The organism is Frankia sp. RB5, assembly GCF_059816245.1.
In genome coordinates, this window is the sequence record NZ_JCBATA010000047.1 from 45,847 (window position 1) to 59,571 (window position 13,725).

Below are 13,725 nucleotides of genomic sequence, written 5' to 3' on the forward strand. Positions count from 1 at the left end.
CCCGCTTCGGCGGCATCGCCGCCCGAGCCGCATCCGGCGGTCAGGCCGGCCGCCAGAGAAAGGCAGCAAGCGGCCATCGCCAGACGGCGGCGCGATCGGAATCGTCCTTGCATAGTTCGTGTTCCCCCCGAAGTTCTGTGTGTCGGAGGCTACACGCGCGCGGCAATGTCGAAGCCAGGGGGTGGCCCTGCCTTCTCCCGCCTGCTGACGCTCTGGCACGCTTACCGCATGGCACTCCAGTCCGTGAATGCCTCCGGTGTGCCGGAGGCCGGGACACACGCCTGGACCAAGTGTGACGTGGCCATCTTCAACGAGGGGACCGATCAGGGCTGGGCCGAATGGCTTGCCTGGGTGCTCGAGGAAGTCGGGCTAAAAATATGGCTTCGAAACTGGGATTCCGTCGCAGGAACACAGCAGACCGAGCAGGTCCAGCACGTTCTTTCCGGCGCCCGCCATGTCGCCGCGGTGGTGTCGCCGGCCACCCTGGCCGCGATGTCGGCCCGGCCGGAATGGCGCGCGGCGATGGACACCGATCCCGACGGCCGGCGCCGCCGGCTTCTGGTGATCCGTGTCGAGGAGTGCGAACCACCCGCGCTGCTCGGCCAGGTGCGCCCGATCGACCTGTTCGGCCTGGCCGAAGAGGCTGCCCGCGGTCATCTCCTGGCGGCGTTCGAGGCGGTCGACAGCGGCCGCGCGAAACCACGCGACGCGCCGCCCTTTCCAGGCGGCCCAGGCCCGGCTGATGGTCCAGGTCAGAACGGCGGTTCGAGGTCGGGCGCGGCCCGCGATGTGAAGCCGCCGCCAGGCACCGCTGAGGAAGTCTCCGACACGGGTGCTAGGGGTGCTACGGGTGCTACGGGTCCCACGGGTGCCGCCCCTCGGGAGGCCCGGGGCGGTGGCCGGCGGCGCCGACGCCGCGCGCCACGCCACCCGCGGTGGTCCGCGCGGGCCGTCGTGGCGTTGGCCGCCGGCCTCGTCGTCGCTCTCGGCGCCGGTGCCGGCGCCCTCCACGGCGCGACGGCGCGTCAGGGCGGAGGCGATCACGACGCCGACCGGTCCGCCGCCGCACCAGATCACCCGAGGCGGCCGGCGCCGGCGCCGGCGCCGGCGCCGGCAACTGCGGCGACGACCGCCGCGACGACGGCCCCACCGCCGCCGGATGTGACGTCCCGCGGCGGCTCGCCCTGGACCGCGGGCACGTCGCCGGGCGCCAGCGGGCTGCGCCTGGTCGGCCAGGTGGTCTCTCGCTCCGGCAGACCTGCGATCGCGCTGGCCCTGCTGGCGGGGGGCACGTCACTGGTGACCGCGGACGCGGGCGGCTCCGCCCAGCAGTGGGCGCTGCTTGCGGGGGCCGGTCCGGCGAGCCCGACAGGCCGGAGTCTGTCGTGCGAAAAGGGGCGGGGAGCATCCGCCGAGGTGTCCGCCAGCGGCCTGAGCCGGGCGCAGGACCCGCCCCGATGGTCGATCGACGGCACGGACAGGGTGCCCCGGATCTCCTTTCCCGCGAGCTGTGACAGGGTCGTCGACATCGAGAGCGACAACATCGCGCGTTCCTGGGCGGTCACTGGTGACGGTGGCGCCCGTCCGGTGCCGCTGCCGCTGACCGCCGAGGTGCGCGCGGCCGTCGGCGGTGTGCAGTGGTACACGTTCGCCTCCGCCGGTGCCCTCTTCGCCGCCAGCGTGTCCGACGGGTCGGTGCTGCTGGTGGACACCGCCCATCGTGCGTTCATCGGCTCATCCCTGCGCGGCCCGACGGGGCCGGTGTTCGCCCTGGCCTGGTCGTCCGACGGCCGGACCCTTGCCGTGGGGGGCGCTGACGGCGCGGTACAGCTCTGGAACGTCGCCGATCCAGCCAGTCCCCGGTTGCTGGGGACGCCGCTGAACGGCGGGACCGGGGCGGTGTACGACCTCGCCTGGTTCCCGGATGGCGCGATGCTGGCGGCAGCTGGCGCGGACGGAACGGTGCGGGTCTGGAACACGGTGAATCGCGAGCGGGTGGGAAACCCGACCGTGTTCGGGTCCGATGGGCATGGCGCGGCCTGTGCGCTGTCGGTCGACGCGGACTCACGAACGCTCGCCGGCGGCTACCTGGACGGCGCCGTGCGGCTGTGGTCCAGGGCCTGAGCCGGGTGCCGCGCCCGGAGTCGCCGGCGCACGTCGTTTCTGGACTGGCCGCGTGGTCATAATGGCATCGGCCGACAGTGGCGTAATTGCCGCCGACTGGCGGGGATCGGGCGTGGGATGCCTGGTCGGATCGCATCGTTTCTGACGCGGAGAAAATCAATAACGCGCTGACCTGGCGGGACGTTCCGTCTCCGCGCGATCCTTTCGCCAAGAGTAGGGCCGTGGCTGCGCGGCCGACTTCCAATGGTGGAAAAGTACGCTAACCGCCCATCGACCCCGTACTTTTCCTGGTTATAGTTGCCCCCGTCATCCCTGACAACGATGAGATCGGTGGCGACGGCATGGACAGTCGAGTAGACGATCAGCTGGTCGAGATCCGGACGTGCGGGCGGCCGACCCGGTCCGGAAAGCCCTGCAAGGTGCGGTTGTACGGGCCGGAGATCGCCTGCCGCACCCACCTCACCGACCATGAGCGGGACGTTGCCGAGGCGTATCAGCGGGGGATGGGCCTTGGTCACCGCCGAGGTTGGGAAAGCGGCCAGGAAATGTGCCGCCATGAGGTCGAGCAGCTTCGGGACCGGGTCCGCGACCTTGAGCGATGCCTCGACGACGCGCATCGTTATCACGATCTCGATGGCGACCAGGTCGTCGAGGTCGACGGCTATGCCTACCGATGGTGCGGCCGGTCGCCGCTGCGTGTCGGTGACCGGGTGGAGCTCCCGGAGAACTGGCTGAGCAGGGCGAAGAACGGCCCGGGGACCTTTCAGGGCACGGTGACCCGGCTTGGCGCGACGTTCCAGGGCGAACTGTCCGCCATCGTGCGCCGCGTCGGCGCGGGCTGATTCCGGTCCTGATCGATCCACCGTGGCCCCGCGCCGCGGCATCACGATGTCGTTACCAGCCGCGATGCGGGTTTTTGCCGGTTTCGTCCGCGTTGACAGCGACCGGATCGGAACCGCATACTCCGATCGCCTGTGTGAGGAAGCCGGCGGAAATCCGGCACGGTCGCGCCGCTGTGACCGGACTCCGTCCGCCCTGAGCGGCGGTGGAGCCCGGAAGTCAGACCCGAGCACGGGCTGCCCGCATGTCCGGGACGCACGATCCCTCAGGAGGCCCTTTGTGACCACTCCCATCGCACAGTCACGGCAACGCTCGGTCACCTTCCCGCTCACCGCCCGCCGGGCGGCGCTGGGACTCACGGCGCTGCTGTCGCTGCTGCTGCTGTACTTCCTCGGCATCGACCAGGGAGCGACGTCGCTGTTCGGTTCGGACACGCACATCCACGAGTTCGTGCACGACGCGCGCCACTTCCTCGGCTTCCCCTGCCACTGAGCGGGGGCCGCGCGATGGAGTTCCGCTACATCTACCGCGGCCTCGGTGTGGGTCTGCTCGGCGGGCTGCTGGCGTTCGTCTTCGCCCGCATCTTCGCCGAGCCCTTCATCCAGGACGCGATCGACTACGAGGCCGGCCGGGACGCGGCGCAGGAGTCGCTGAACGCGGCCGCGAGTCACGGCGGGCACAGCCACGGCGCCGAGGCCGCTGAGGTCTTCAGCCGGTCCGTGCAGCGCAACGTCGGCATCGGCGTGGGCATGGCGATCTTCGGGCTGGCGATGGGCGGCCTGTTCGTCGTCGCCTACCTGATCGTCTCGCGCCGCTACCCGGGCCTGCGGCCGCGGGTGCTCGCCGCGCTGCTGGCCGCCGCCGGCTTCGTCAGCCTGTACCTGATCCCGTTCGCCAAGTACCCGGCCAACCCGCCGGCGGTCGGGCATGAGGAGACGATCGGCGAGCGCAGCGTGCTGTACCTGGCGATGATCGCCATCTCGGTGATCTCGATGGTGCTCGCCGTGCTGGCGGCCCGCTGGCTTGCCGGCCGCGTCGGCGGGTGGAACGCCAGCCTGCTCGGCGCGCTGGTCTTTCTGGTCCTGGTCGGCATCGCGATGGGGCTGCTGCCGGCACTGGGGCATCTGGGTATCAACAAGGCCGAGTACGGCAACGTCGCCACCGAGACCCCGCAGCCGCTGCGGGCACCGGACGGCACGATCGTCTACCCGGGTTTCCCGGCGGACCTGCTGTTCAGGTTCCGCTTCTACTCGGTGATCAGCCAGCTGGTCCTGTGGGCGACGCTCGCGCTTGGGTTCGGCGCGCTCGCCGAGCGTCTCGCCGCCTCCCCGGCGCGTGAGCGTCCCCGCCCGGCCGCGGCGGAGCCGGGCACCATGCGGTCGGAGGCCGCCACCACCGCCTGAGAGCGACTGCCGCCTGAGAGACAACTGCCCGGTCCGGGTGAGCGCGGGCAGCGCCCGCCCGGACCGGGCTCAGCCGACGGCGGTGTGGGTGAGGACGCCGACCAGTGCCGTCACCGCCATCGCCGCGCAGCCGCCGAGCACCACCCGCAGCGTCGGGCGCAGCAGTGCGGTGCCGGCGGTACGGGCGCCGAGCGCCCCGGCCACCGCGAGGCCCAGCATGGTCGCCGCGACGATCAGCGTCAGCCGCGCCCTTCCAGCCGGGGCGGCCATCCCGATGAACGGCACCAGCGCGCCGACGGCGAAACTGCTCGCCGACGCGGCCGACGCCTGCAGCGGTCGGGCCCGGCTGAGCTCGGTGTGCCCCAGCTCGTCCCGCATGTGCGCGGCGAGGGCGTCCCGGTCGCTCAGCGCCGTCGCGACCTGCTCCGCCAACTCGCGCGGCAGGCCTCGGCGCTCGTAGATGCCGACCAGTTCGTCGAACTCCGCCGCCGGGCTCGCCGCGAGCTCCGCCCGCTCGAGCGCCCGGTCGGCATGTTCCACGTCGGCCTGCGCGCTGACGGACACATACTCGCCGGCGGCCATCGACAACGCGCCCGCGGTCAGCCCCGCCAGCCCCGCGGTGAGAACCGCGGTCCCGGACGCCCCGCTCGCCGCGACCCCGACGACGAGGCTCGACGTCGACACCAGCCCGTCGTTCGCACCGAGCACGGCCGCCCGCAGCCACCCGGCCCGCTGAACGCCGTGCCGTTCCCGGTGCCGCGCCATCCGCATGCCTGCCGCCGCCATCCCGGCATTACAGCACGATGATCGGCACCGCACCCCGGCGAACGGCAGGGCCACGAGGTGAGGAATCTCGCCGTCATCAGGCCGTTTGGTACGGATGCGGCGTCCTCGTCCGGCTCGGTACGCCCTCCGCCCGGACGGGTACCGCATCCGGCCGAGGTCGATCGTCAGCCGGGGGCGCGGCGATCCAGCCAGGTGACGTACTGGCGAAGTCCCATGACCTCCCACAGCGTGTGCCGGTTCCAGCGGTCGCCGCAGCGCAGCCGCACGTGGTGCGGCACCATCCGCAGACCCTGGCCGCCGGCCGCTTCGGGCCGCAGCGCCGAGCCGAGGGTCACCACCGGCGAGTCCCAGCCACGGGCCGAGCGTTCCAGCCGCAGTTGCCGGCCGATCAGGAAGGCCAGCCGGGTGCGCTCGGCCGGATCCCGGCCAGGGTGCACCGTGACGGACCCGATGTGCGGCCAGGCGGCCGCCTCCACCGCCCTGCGCAGCAGCTCGTCCGCGTCGACCGCCAGGAACTCGACCTCGACGCACCCGCCACCGGAGCCGTCCCGCGCGCCCGAGGCTCCGGCCAGCACGAGGCCGTCGGTTTCGGGAAGCTCCAGCGTGGGCAGCTCCAGCGGGTCGACCTCCCATACCGGGACGATGCTCATGTGGGCTCGCCCTGGCAGCGGCAGCGGTCGCACCGATGGGTCACCGCCGGCGTTCCATCAGCCGGGCGCCGTCCCATTCGTCACCTTTCGTAAAGCGCATACGCAGCATCGCAAAAGCCGGATCCCCGTCCCATCGGGGAAAACCCGGGGCCGGCATTGCCCCGGCCGGGACGATCTCGTTCCGCGGCCACGACCGTGCCACTGGCGCGGGCCGCGTCGGCAGCGGAACCTCTGGAGGTCGGGAGGTTCCGGCGCCTGGACCGGGAGCGGGATGCCATCGCCAGAAGACAACCACGGTCGCCGTCCGGCCGATTCTCGGCCCCCGCCGTACCGCGGCGGCGGCCTGCCGGGCAAGGTCGGTCAGCCGCGCGGTGAACGCCATCCTGTGCCGGATCACCGCCTCCTCCACCGCCGGCAGGGTTCCCGCCGCCTCGACCGCCGTGTTGTCGCTCCGCGGTGTTGTCCCTCCGCGGTGCGCAGGATGCGCTCGCGTGCCCCCGCCCGCCGCGCCGGGGCTTGTCCCCACCCCACGTCGTGACGAGGTCGCATCCGGGAACCGCCGCGCTCGCGTCGGTGACGTTGAGCGACCTGTCACAATTCGGACGATGAGTATCGGGGGGTGGAATCAGCCGTCTGGCGAGGGCCGATGGGACTTCTTCGTGTCCTACACGGCCCGAGATCGTTCCTGGGCGGAATGGATCGCGTGGCAGCTCGAGTCGGCGGATTTCCGGGTGCTCGTGCAGGCCTGGGACATGGTCGCTGGTTCGAACTGGACGGCGACAATGCAGGACGGCATCCGCTACAGCACCCGTACGCTCGCCGTCTGCTCGAACGCCTATCTGGAGTCGGTCTTCGGTGAGCAGGAATGGCAGGCTGCCTTCGCCGCCGATCCCACCGGTGCCGATCGCCGGCTGTTGCCGGTGCGGATCGAAGCCTGCCCGCGTCCCGGCGTCCTCAACCAGCGGGTATCGGTCGATCTGTTCTCGCTGTCGCCGCAGGACGCGCGGGACGCCCTTCTCCAGGCTGTCCGCGAGGCCATCGCCGGGCGAGCGAAGCCACCGGCCGAGCCGCGCTTTCCCGGCGGCGGCCCGATGCCGCCGAGAGCACCTGCCACCAGCGCGGCACCGACCTTCCCCGGCCACTCCGACAGCGTGGCGGCGGGCCCGACGATCACGGCGCCGTCCGGCCGGGCCGCTCCCGGCGCCGAAGTGGGGGAGTGCCGCGCGCTGCTGATCGGCGTCGCCGGCTATGAGGACGACGCCCTGCCCGCGCGGCCCGAGCTCACGCCGCAGCTGGACGCGGTCGCGGAGGCGCTGGAGGGGGTCGGCTACCGGGCTGAGGTCCACGACCGGTCGCGCCTCGGCGGCAGCGCCGTCAAGACGGCGATTCACTCCTTCCTGCGCGACGCCGGCCCGGCCGACACCCTGTTGCTGCTCCTCGCCGGTCACGGTGTCCACCACGACGGCCGAGACTTCCTCGTCCCGGCCGACGCCGACACCGGCTACCAGCCGTTCTGGGATGTCTGCGTGCGCCTCGACTGGTCGGAGACGATCTCCCGCAGCCCCGCGCGGCGCGTCCTCGTGCTCGTCGACGCCGCGGACGACCTCGACGAGGCGCTACGGGTGACACTCACCGAGGACGGCTGGTCCGAGGGCCGCCTGTCCCCGGGGGACGGCACCGACCATGCCTACCTCGTCCGGCGTACCCGGTATCCGCACGCCGCGTCCCCGCTGCTGCGGGTGTTGACCGAGGTCCTCGGTGAACGCCCGGCACCCGCCGACCTGCCCGCGCTGCGAGCGGCGCTGCGGCGGCACCTGACCGCGATGGCGCCCACCAGCCTCGGCGGTCCGGGTGGGCGCGACGGCTCGGGCTGGCCCGGCGACGCGGGGGATCAGGCTGGCCCGTCCTGCGGCACACCGGCAGTCGCGGGCCGGGGCGAGCCGTGCGAGCTGCGTGTCGTCGAGCACTGCGATCCGGCCCGCTTCCGGCCGTTCCCGGCCGCGCCGGTCGCCGGCGCGTCCGCCGTGGCGGACCATCCCTGGCGCCGGGCGGCCGAGCGGCACGCCGCCTGGACGCTCATGACGGACACACCCGGCGCCGAGGAGCTGCGTACCGCGACGATCGAGCTGGCCGGCGTCCTCGGTGGGGCGCGGGATCGGGCGGCCGCCCGCCTGCCCGCCGACCCCTGGCTCGACCAGCAGCTCGCGCTGCGGCTGGTGAAGCGGGTCGAGTTCCTCGCCCGCCTGCTTGGCACCGAGCCGCCGCCGCTCAGCCCCGCCGAGGCCGCGCTGCTGGTCGCCATGCCGTTCCTGGGCGAGGCGGTCGGCGCGATCCTCGTCGCCGACGCCACCGTCGCGCATCCCGGCGCCGGCGCGACGGCGGACCTGAGAAGTGGTGCGGCGGCGGCCCTGACCGCGGACTTCGCGTCCTTCTCCGGTCGCCATCCCCGGCTGCTGCGCCGGATCGACCGGGCGAGGCGCACCGCAGACGCGGCGGCCGCCGAGGCGATCGGCTGGTGGCTCGCGCACCGCTGGTCCGTCTGGCGCTCCGGCTCCCAGCTCGGCCCGGTCCTCGGCGAGCTGCTCGGCGGCCTCGACCCGGACCTGCCCATCGGGGAGGTCCTCACCGGCCCGCGGATCATCGCGCTGCTCACCGCCCTGCGCGCGGAACCGGCCTACCTGAACCGCCCCGGCCGCGCCGCCACGCTGCGCGACCAGGTGACGGTGGCGGCGGCGACCGCCGACGAGATGACCCTGCGGGAGCGTTTCGTCGGCTACCTGCTCGCCGTCGCCCACCGGATGGCGCTCGAACCGGCCGCGCTGCCCGTGGTCGTCGTCGAGCATCTCGGTGTCGCCGACGCCGTCGACCTCGCCGCGCTGGCCGAGACCATCCGCGGCGCCCAGTGGCAGAAGCGAGGCCGGTCCGGGCGGGCCCTGTCCGCCCGCTGCCAGCACCAGGCGGCGGCTGCTGGCTGCGGCCCGGCTCGCCGGGCGCAGTCCCGCGGCCCTGGCGCACTGGCTGCGTGAGCTGGGCGTCGGCGCGGCCCGGCGGGCGGGTTCGGCCGACGCCCCGGGCGGCACCCCGGCGGACTGGGAGCGAGACCTCGACGTCGAGATCACCGCCGACGACCTGGATCTGCTGTCGTCGAGGATCGACGGGGAGGCGCCGTGGCTGCCGGGCGGTCCGGTGCCCTTCGGTCACGTCCTCGCCGCCGCGGCTGTCACCGGGCGATCTCCCGCAGCCGTGGCCGACCGACTGCGGCGGCTCGGCTTCGACGTGCGCGCGACGGGTGCGGACGGGGAGGAGGCGGCCTGCCCGCCCTCCGTCGAGCGGGTCGACCTTGTCGATCTCGTGCTGCTGGGCCGGCACATCGACGGGCGACCGCCGTGGCTCGGCGGTGGCGGGCGTCTGCCGGCGGCCCACCTGCGGCATGCCGCCTGTGTACTCGGATGCGACGTCAACGAGGTGCGTGACCGGCTACGCGCGGCTCGGATTCGTGGTGCCGGCGCATCTGCGGGAGATGAGCCCGGACGAGCGGGCGGTCGTGACCGTCGCCTTCTACCGGACGGACACCACCGGGTTGGGCGACGCGCCGATCTCGGTGGCGACGGTCCTCGGGGTCGCCGAGTTCGGCAACCGGCGACCCGACGAGGTCGCGGACGTCTTCGCCGAGTTGGATCTGCCGGTCGACGGTGACCTCCTCGACCAGGTGCAGCGCCGGCTCGATTCCCCGTCGTCAGGCCCGAGCACTGCGTCGGGCCTCAACGCGCGGGATGCGCTGCTGCTCAGTGCCTGGCTCGACGGCTGCGGGCCGTGGCTTGGCAATGGGCCTGTCGGACTCGCGCACGTCATCGGGGCCGCCGGATATCTGCAGTGGAGTCCGGGGCGGGTCGTCGAGCGGCTGGCCATGCTCGGGTGTGAGGTGCCGGCGTTGACCGAGGCCGCCCGCACGGCCTTCATCGACGGGGTCGACTGCGCGATCGTCGACATCCTGCGGGACGGGCCGGACGGGCCGCTGGTCGACCGGCCGTTCTCCCGAGCGGAGATCCTCGTCGCGTCCTGGACCTACCGGTGGACGCCCCGGTGGATCGTCGACCGGCTCGCCGAGCTCGGGTTCGCCGTGCCCGACCGGGACACCTTCGACCGCTGATCCGGACCTGACGGGCCCGTCCCATCGTCCTCGGCACACCGCCTCCCCCGCGCGATCCGATCCGCCTGCGCGGTCCCGCCCTGCGCCGCCCTGTCGGACGGGCGACCCGGGTGTCGCGTAGAAGATTGGGCAAACGGGCTTGTATTGAAAACGCCTTCGTTCTAACTTCTGCGCATGCCCGACACCACATCCCCCTCCGCCGTGCGGCCCTACCGGTCGGCGCGGCGGGCGGAGCAGGCCCGCCAGACACGGACGGCCGTCGTGGCGGCGGCTCGGGAGGTCTTCGCCGAGCGTGGCTGGGCGGGCGCCGGCGTCCGGGACATCGCCGCGAGGGCGAGCGTCTCGGTCGAGACCGTCTACGCGGCGGTCGGGCGCAAGCCGGCGCTGTTCGCGGCGGCCTACGACGGTGCCCTCGTCGGCGACGACGAGCCGGTGGCGCTCGTCGAGCGACCGGAGTTCCGCGCCGTCGGCGAGGGCCGCACGCTCGCCGAACGCGCCGCCGCTGCGGCCGAGCTGATCGCGGCGATCAACGGGCGGACGGTGCGGCTGCTCCTCGCCCTGCGCGAAGGGGCCGCGAGCGAGCCGGAGCTGGCCGAGCGGCTGGTCTCCGACGACGCGAACCGGCGCCTCGACACCGGACGCGGCCTCGCGCTCGTGCTGGGCCGACCGCCCCGCCGCCAGCAGACCGACCTGCTGTGGGCGCTGGCCGGCGCGGAGGTCTACGACGCGCTGGTCAACCGGTCCGGCTGGACCGCCGCCGCCTATCGGGCGTGGCTCACAAAAACGATCATCGATCTGAACGATCAGGAGTGACGATGACAACCGCCATGGACGGCCCCGCGGACACAAGGATCATGGGCGTCGTCCACGACGCGCTGCGCCGGGATCTGCGCCGCGTCCGCGCCGCCCTGACCACCCACCCCTACCCGGACGGCCCCCGGCGTGCTGCGCTCGCCGCCCACGTCGACTGGATGATCGCGTTTCTCGAGCGCCACCACGGCGGCGAGGACGCCGGCCTCTACCCGCTCGTGCGCGCCACGGCCAGCCCCGACGCCGCCGAGCTGATCGACGCGATGGGCGCCGACCACGAGGCAATCCACCCCGCCATGAACGCCACCGCGCACGCGGCCCGCCGCTGGGCGCGGTCGGACGCCCTGGGATCGAGGGACGAGCTGTCGTCCGACGCGGCGCGACGGGGCCTGGTCGAGGCGCTCGACGAGCTGATCGCGGTGCTGTTCCCGCATCTCGACCGCGAGGAGGCCGAGGCGATGCCCCTCGTGGCGGCCACACTCACCCACCGTCAGTGGCACGAGTGGGACCAGACCTACAACATCAAGATCAAGTCGCTGCCGGAGCTGGCGGAGGAAGGGCACTGGCTGCTGGACGGCCTGGAGCCGGAGCGGCGCGAGATCGTGCTCGGTCAGGTGCCGCTGATTCCGCGACTGATCGTCCTGTATGGCTTCGGCGCCCGCTACCGCCGGCACGCCTCCGCCCGGTGGGGCAGCGCCGCCACCTCCGCCACCTCCGCCACCGAGGCTTCCGCCTCCGCCGAGTCCGCCGTGGCCGCTTCGCGTGCCCCCGCCCCCCGGCCGGTGGACCGCGAGCAGCCCGGCGATGCGCGCGCCCGGGCGTCACGGTGAACCGCCTCCCGCGCCACTGCGAGGTCGAGGTCGACGTCGTCGCCTCGCCCTCGGCGGTCTGGGCGGTGCTCGCCGACGTCACACGGATCGGCGAGTGGAGTCACGAGTGCTATGGCGCACGGTGGCTGGACGGAGCCACGGCAGCGACACCCGGCGCGCGGTTCCGCGGGACCAACCGGGCGGGAGGCTCCCGCTGGGCTCGGGTGTGCGAGATCCTCGCCGTCGAGGATGCGCGTGAACTGCGGTGGCGCACGTTCGGCTCACCGGTCCTGCGCGACGGCACCGAGTGGTGGGTGCGTCTCACGGAGGTCGACGGCGGCACGCGAATCCGTCAGGGATACCGCGTCCTGACCCTGCCCGTCCTCGCGGACGTGCTGATCGCGGCGCTGCTGCCCGCCCATCGCGACCGCCGTGGCGCCCTCGCCGACGATCTGCGCCGCCTCGGCGACGTCGCCGCCCGCAATCCGGTACCAGCACGGGTCAACTGACCCCGGCGCGTCCCCGCGGGCCCGCCGTACACCGCCGTACCACCGAGAGGTCGGCCTGTCGGCCCAGCGGCCCGACGTCCCCCGCAGGAGGAGGGCCGTCAGGTAGGGGCGCCCGCCCACGGGTCGGAGCCGAACACCTCGTAACGAATCCGCGCCTCGGGCACACCGCGTCGCAGCAGGCCGGCCCGCACGTCCCGCATGAAGGGCGGCGGACCGCACAGGTAGACCCGGGCGCCGTCGGGCAGCGGCAGGGCGTCGACGTCGATGCGGCCCCGGTGCCGGATCTCGCACGCCACCGCCCGGCCGGGTGCCGGCCTGTCCGAGCCAGATCCGGAGGCCGCTGCCGGTCCCGCCGCTCGCGTCGCGCCCGCTCCCGGCCCTGGGTCGTCGGCGGGGGCGCCCTTGGCCGGCGGGGTGTCGGCCTCGTACCAGGTGTGCAGGCGGACGTCGCGCAGCAGCGCGGCGAGGTCGAGCATCTCGGTGCGCAGCGGGTGGTGGGCCGGGGAGCGGTCGGCATGCGCGACGACCACCGTCCGCCCCGGTCGCAGGCGCGCGGTGTGACCCAGCATCGCGATCATGGGTGCCGTCCCGATTCCCGCGCTGATCAGGACGAGCGGGTCCGCGCCCGGGGCCAGCGTGACGTGCCCGGTCGGCGCGCTGAGGTCGAGTAGATCGCCGACGGCGACCCGGTTGTGCAGATGGGAGGAGACGGCTCCGGCGGGGGCGTCACCCGTCGCGGGCACGCGGCGCACGGTGATCCGCAGGCTGCCCGCACCCGGCGCCCGGGACAGGCTGTACTGGCGGGCCTGGCGGCCGACGTCCGGCAGGTCCACCGCGACCGAGACGTACTGGCCGGGCAGGTAGTCCGGCAGGGGGTCGATGCCGGCTGGCACCAGGTCGAGCGAGAGCACCTCGGGCGTCGTGACGGTGCGGGCCGTGACCCGCCAGGACCGCCACGGGTTCGCCGGATTGGAGCCGCCCCGCTGGTAGATCCGCGCTTCCTCGGCGATCAGCGCCGTCGCGAACAACCAGAACATCTCATCCCAGGCGCGGTGCACCCGCGGTGTCACCGCCTCGCCGAGGACCTCGCCGATCGCGGCCAGCAGATGCTGTCCGACCACCGGATACTGGTCCGGCCGGACCCCGAGGGAGGCGTGCCGGTGGGCGATGCGGCGCAGCACCCCGTTGAACGCCTGCCCCGGCTGCCCCGGCTGCGCTGGCCCCGGCGTCCTCAGCAGGTGGCCCGGCGAAGCCGACGACGGCGGCGGCGAGGGCCCGTGCCTGCTCGCCGGTGGCCTGGCTGCCCTGGTTGAACACCTGCCGCAACGGTGGATGGGCGGCGAGCAGGCGCCGGTAGAACGCTGCGGTGATCGCGTCGGCGTGTCCGCTGACCATCCCGACGGTCGTCCGCAGAACCTCGGCGGACTCCTCGGTCAGCACGATGTTGGCATCCTCCCCGGGCTGAAGCTGCCGGCCGGGGATTCCCGTGCCTCGCGATACGGGTTCCTGCTTCACCGACAGATGCCTCCCCGTTCTAGGAGCGGGGTGGTCTCACTCCGTCTCCACAGGCTGACACCGCGAGCCCCGCGGCCAGAATGTTCCGTGCGGCGTTGACGTCCCGGTCGTGGTGGGTGCCGCAGGAGC

General features: G+C 73.4%; 12 protein-coding genes and 1 pseudogene. 10 read left to right on the plus strand and 3 right to left on the minus strand.

Features of this window, described 5'->3' with window-relative positions:
* Positions 1-228: 228 nt before the first annotated feature.
* The 4 genes from AC6EXY_RS22795 (at position 229) to AC6EXY_RS22810 (ending at position 4,367) form a co-directional block, all read left to right on the plus strand.
* Entirely contained in the window at positions 229-2,124 is a 1,896-nt protein-coding gene (locus AC6EXY_RS22795; protein WP_499818107.1) for a toll/interleukin-1 receptor domain-containing protein, read from the plus strand.
* Positions 2,125-2,465: 341 nt separating this feature from the next.
* On the plus strand, positions 2,466-2,966 hold the full coding sequence (locus AC6EXY_RS22800) for a hypothetical protein (RefSeq protein WP_115537919.1): 501 nt from the start codon (positions 2,466-2,468) through the stop codon (positions 2,964-2,966).
* Positions 2,967-3,243: 277 nt separating this feature from the next.
* Positions 3,244-3,456: a CbtB domain-containing protein gene (locus AC6EXY_RS22805; protein WP_101830285.1), complete on the plus strand. Its 213-nt coding sequence runs from the start codon at positions 3,244-3,246 to the stop codon at positions 3,454-3,456.
* A 14-nt stretch (positions 3,457-3,470) separates the two neighbouring features.
* Positions 3,471-4,367 (plus strand): CbtA family protein, encoded by an 897-nt coding sequence (locus AC6EXY_RS22810; protein WP_101830286.1) that lies wholly within the window; start codon positions 3,471-3,473, stop codon positions 4,365-4,367.
* Positions 4,368-4,436: 69 nt separating this feature from the next.
* Here AC6EXY_RS22810 and AC6EXY_RS22815 read toward each other — a convergent pair whose 3' ends face one another.
* The gene (locus AC6EXY_RS22815; RefSeq protein ID WP_101830298.1) at positions 4,437-5,138 is read right to left on the minus strand and encodes a VIT1/CCC1 transporter family protein; all 702 of its coding nucleotides are present in this window, start codon (positions 5,136-5,138) and stop codon (positions 4,437-4,439) included.
* A 179-nt stretch (positions 5,139-5,317) separates the two neighbouring features.
* Positions 5,318-5,803 carry a hypothetical protein gene (locus AC6EXY_RS22820; protein ID WP_101830287.1) on the minus strand — a complete coding sequence of 162 codons (486 nt, stop codon included), beginning with the start codon at positions 5,801-5,803 and terminating at the stop codon, positions 5,318-5,320.
* Between the two features lie 659 nt (positions 5,804-6,462).
* On the opposite strand from AC6EXY_RS22820, the gene AC6EXY_RS22825 reads away from it, so the two are divergent.
* The 6 genes and pseudogenes from AC6EXY_RS22825 to AC6EXY_RS22850 all read left to right on the plus strand — a co-directional run bounded on the left by AC6EXY_RS22825 (position 6,463) and on the right by AC6EXY_RS22850 (position 12,081).
* Positions 6,463-8,829, plus strand: a complete 2,367-nt coding sequence (locus AC6EXY_RS22825; RefSeq protein ID WP_499818108.1) for a TIR domain-containing protein — start codon at positions 6,463-6,465, stop codon at positions 8,827-8,829.
* Between the two features lie 88 nt (positions 8,830-8,917).
* A pseudogene (locus AC6EXY_RS22830) lies at positions 8,918-9,229 on the plus strand (wHTH domain-containing protein); the annotation flags it as partial.
* A 43-nt stretch (positions 9,230-9,272) separates the two neighbouring features.
* On the plus strand, positions 9,273-9,953 hold the full coding sequence (locus AC6EXY_RS22835) for a wHTH domain-containing protein (RefSeq protein WP_499818109.1): 681 nt from the start codon (positions 9,273-9,275) through the stop codon (positions 9,951-9,953).
* A gap of 174 nt (positions 9,954-10,127) precedes the next feature.
* Positions 10,128-10,766, plus strand: a complete 639-nt coding sequence (locus AC6EXY_RS22840; protein WP_101830289.1) for a TetR/AcrR family transcriptional regulator — start codon at positions 10,128-10,130, stop codon at positions 10,764-10,766.
* 2 nt (positions 10,767-10,768) lie between these two features.
* Positions 10,769-11,593, plus strand: a complete 825-nt coding sequence (locus AC6EXY_RS22845) for a hemerythrin domain-containing protein (RefSeq protein WP_499818110.1) — start codon at positions 10,769-10,771, stop codon at positions 11,591-11,593.
* Positions 11,590-12,081, plus strand: coding sequence for an SRPBCC family protein (locus AC6EXY_RS22850; RefSeq protein ID WP_101830290.1), 492 nt, complete (start codon positions 11,590-11,592; stop codon positions 12,079-12,081). The genes AC6EXY_RS22845 and AC6EXY_RS22850 overlap by 4 nt, the downstream gene beginning before the upstream one ends.
* Before the next feature lie 98 nt (positions 12,082-12,179).
* Here the strand turns inward: AC6EXY_RS22850 and AC6EXY_RS22855 are convergent, their stop codons facing one another.
* The gene (locus AC6EXY_RS22855; protein WP_499818111.1) at positions 12,180-13,262 is read right to left on the minus strand and encodes a globin domain-containing protein; all 1,083 of its coding nucleotides are present in this window, start codon (positions 13,260-13,262) and stop codon (positions 12,180-12,182) included.
* Positions 13,263-13,725 lie beyond the last annotated feature (463 nt).

Excerpts from the sequence above, each read along its gene's own strand:
- AC6EXY_RS22815 (WP_101830298.1), bottom strand. The coding sequence starts at position 5,138 with ATGCGGATGGCGCGGCACCGGGAACGGCACGGCGTTCAGCGGGCCGGG.
- AC6EXY_RS22800 (WP_115537919.1), top strand. The coding sequence starts at position 2,466 with ATGGACAGTCGAGTAGACGATCAGCTGGTCGAGATCCGGACGTGCGGG.
- AC6EXY_RS22810 (WP_101830286.1), top strand. The coding sequence starts at position 3,471 with ATGGAGTTCCGCTACATCTACCGCGGCCTCGGTGTGGGTCTGCTCGGC.
- AC6EXY_RS22840 (WP_101830289.1), top strand. The coding sequence starts at position 10,128 with ATGCCCGACACCACATCCCCCTCCGCCGTGCGGCCCTACCGGTCGGCG.
- AC6EXY_RS22820 (WP_101830287.1), bottom strand. The coding sequence starts at position 5,803 with ATGAGCATCGTCCCGGTATGGGAGGTCGACCCGCTGGAGCTGCCCACG.
- AC6EXY_RS22795 (WP_499818107.1), top strand. The coding sequence starts at position 229 with ATGGCACTCCAGTCCGTGAATGCCTCCGGTGTGCCGGAGGCCGGGACA.
- AC6EXY_RS22845 (WP_499818110.1), top strand. The coding sequence starts at position 10,769 with ATGACAACCGCCATGGACGGCCCCGCGGACACAAGGATCATGGGCGTC.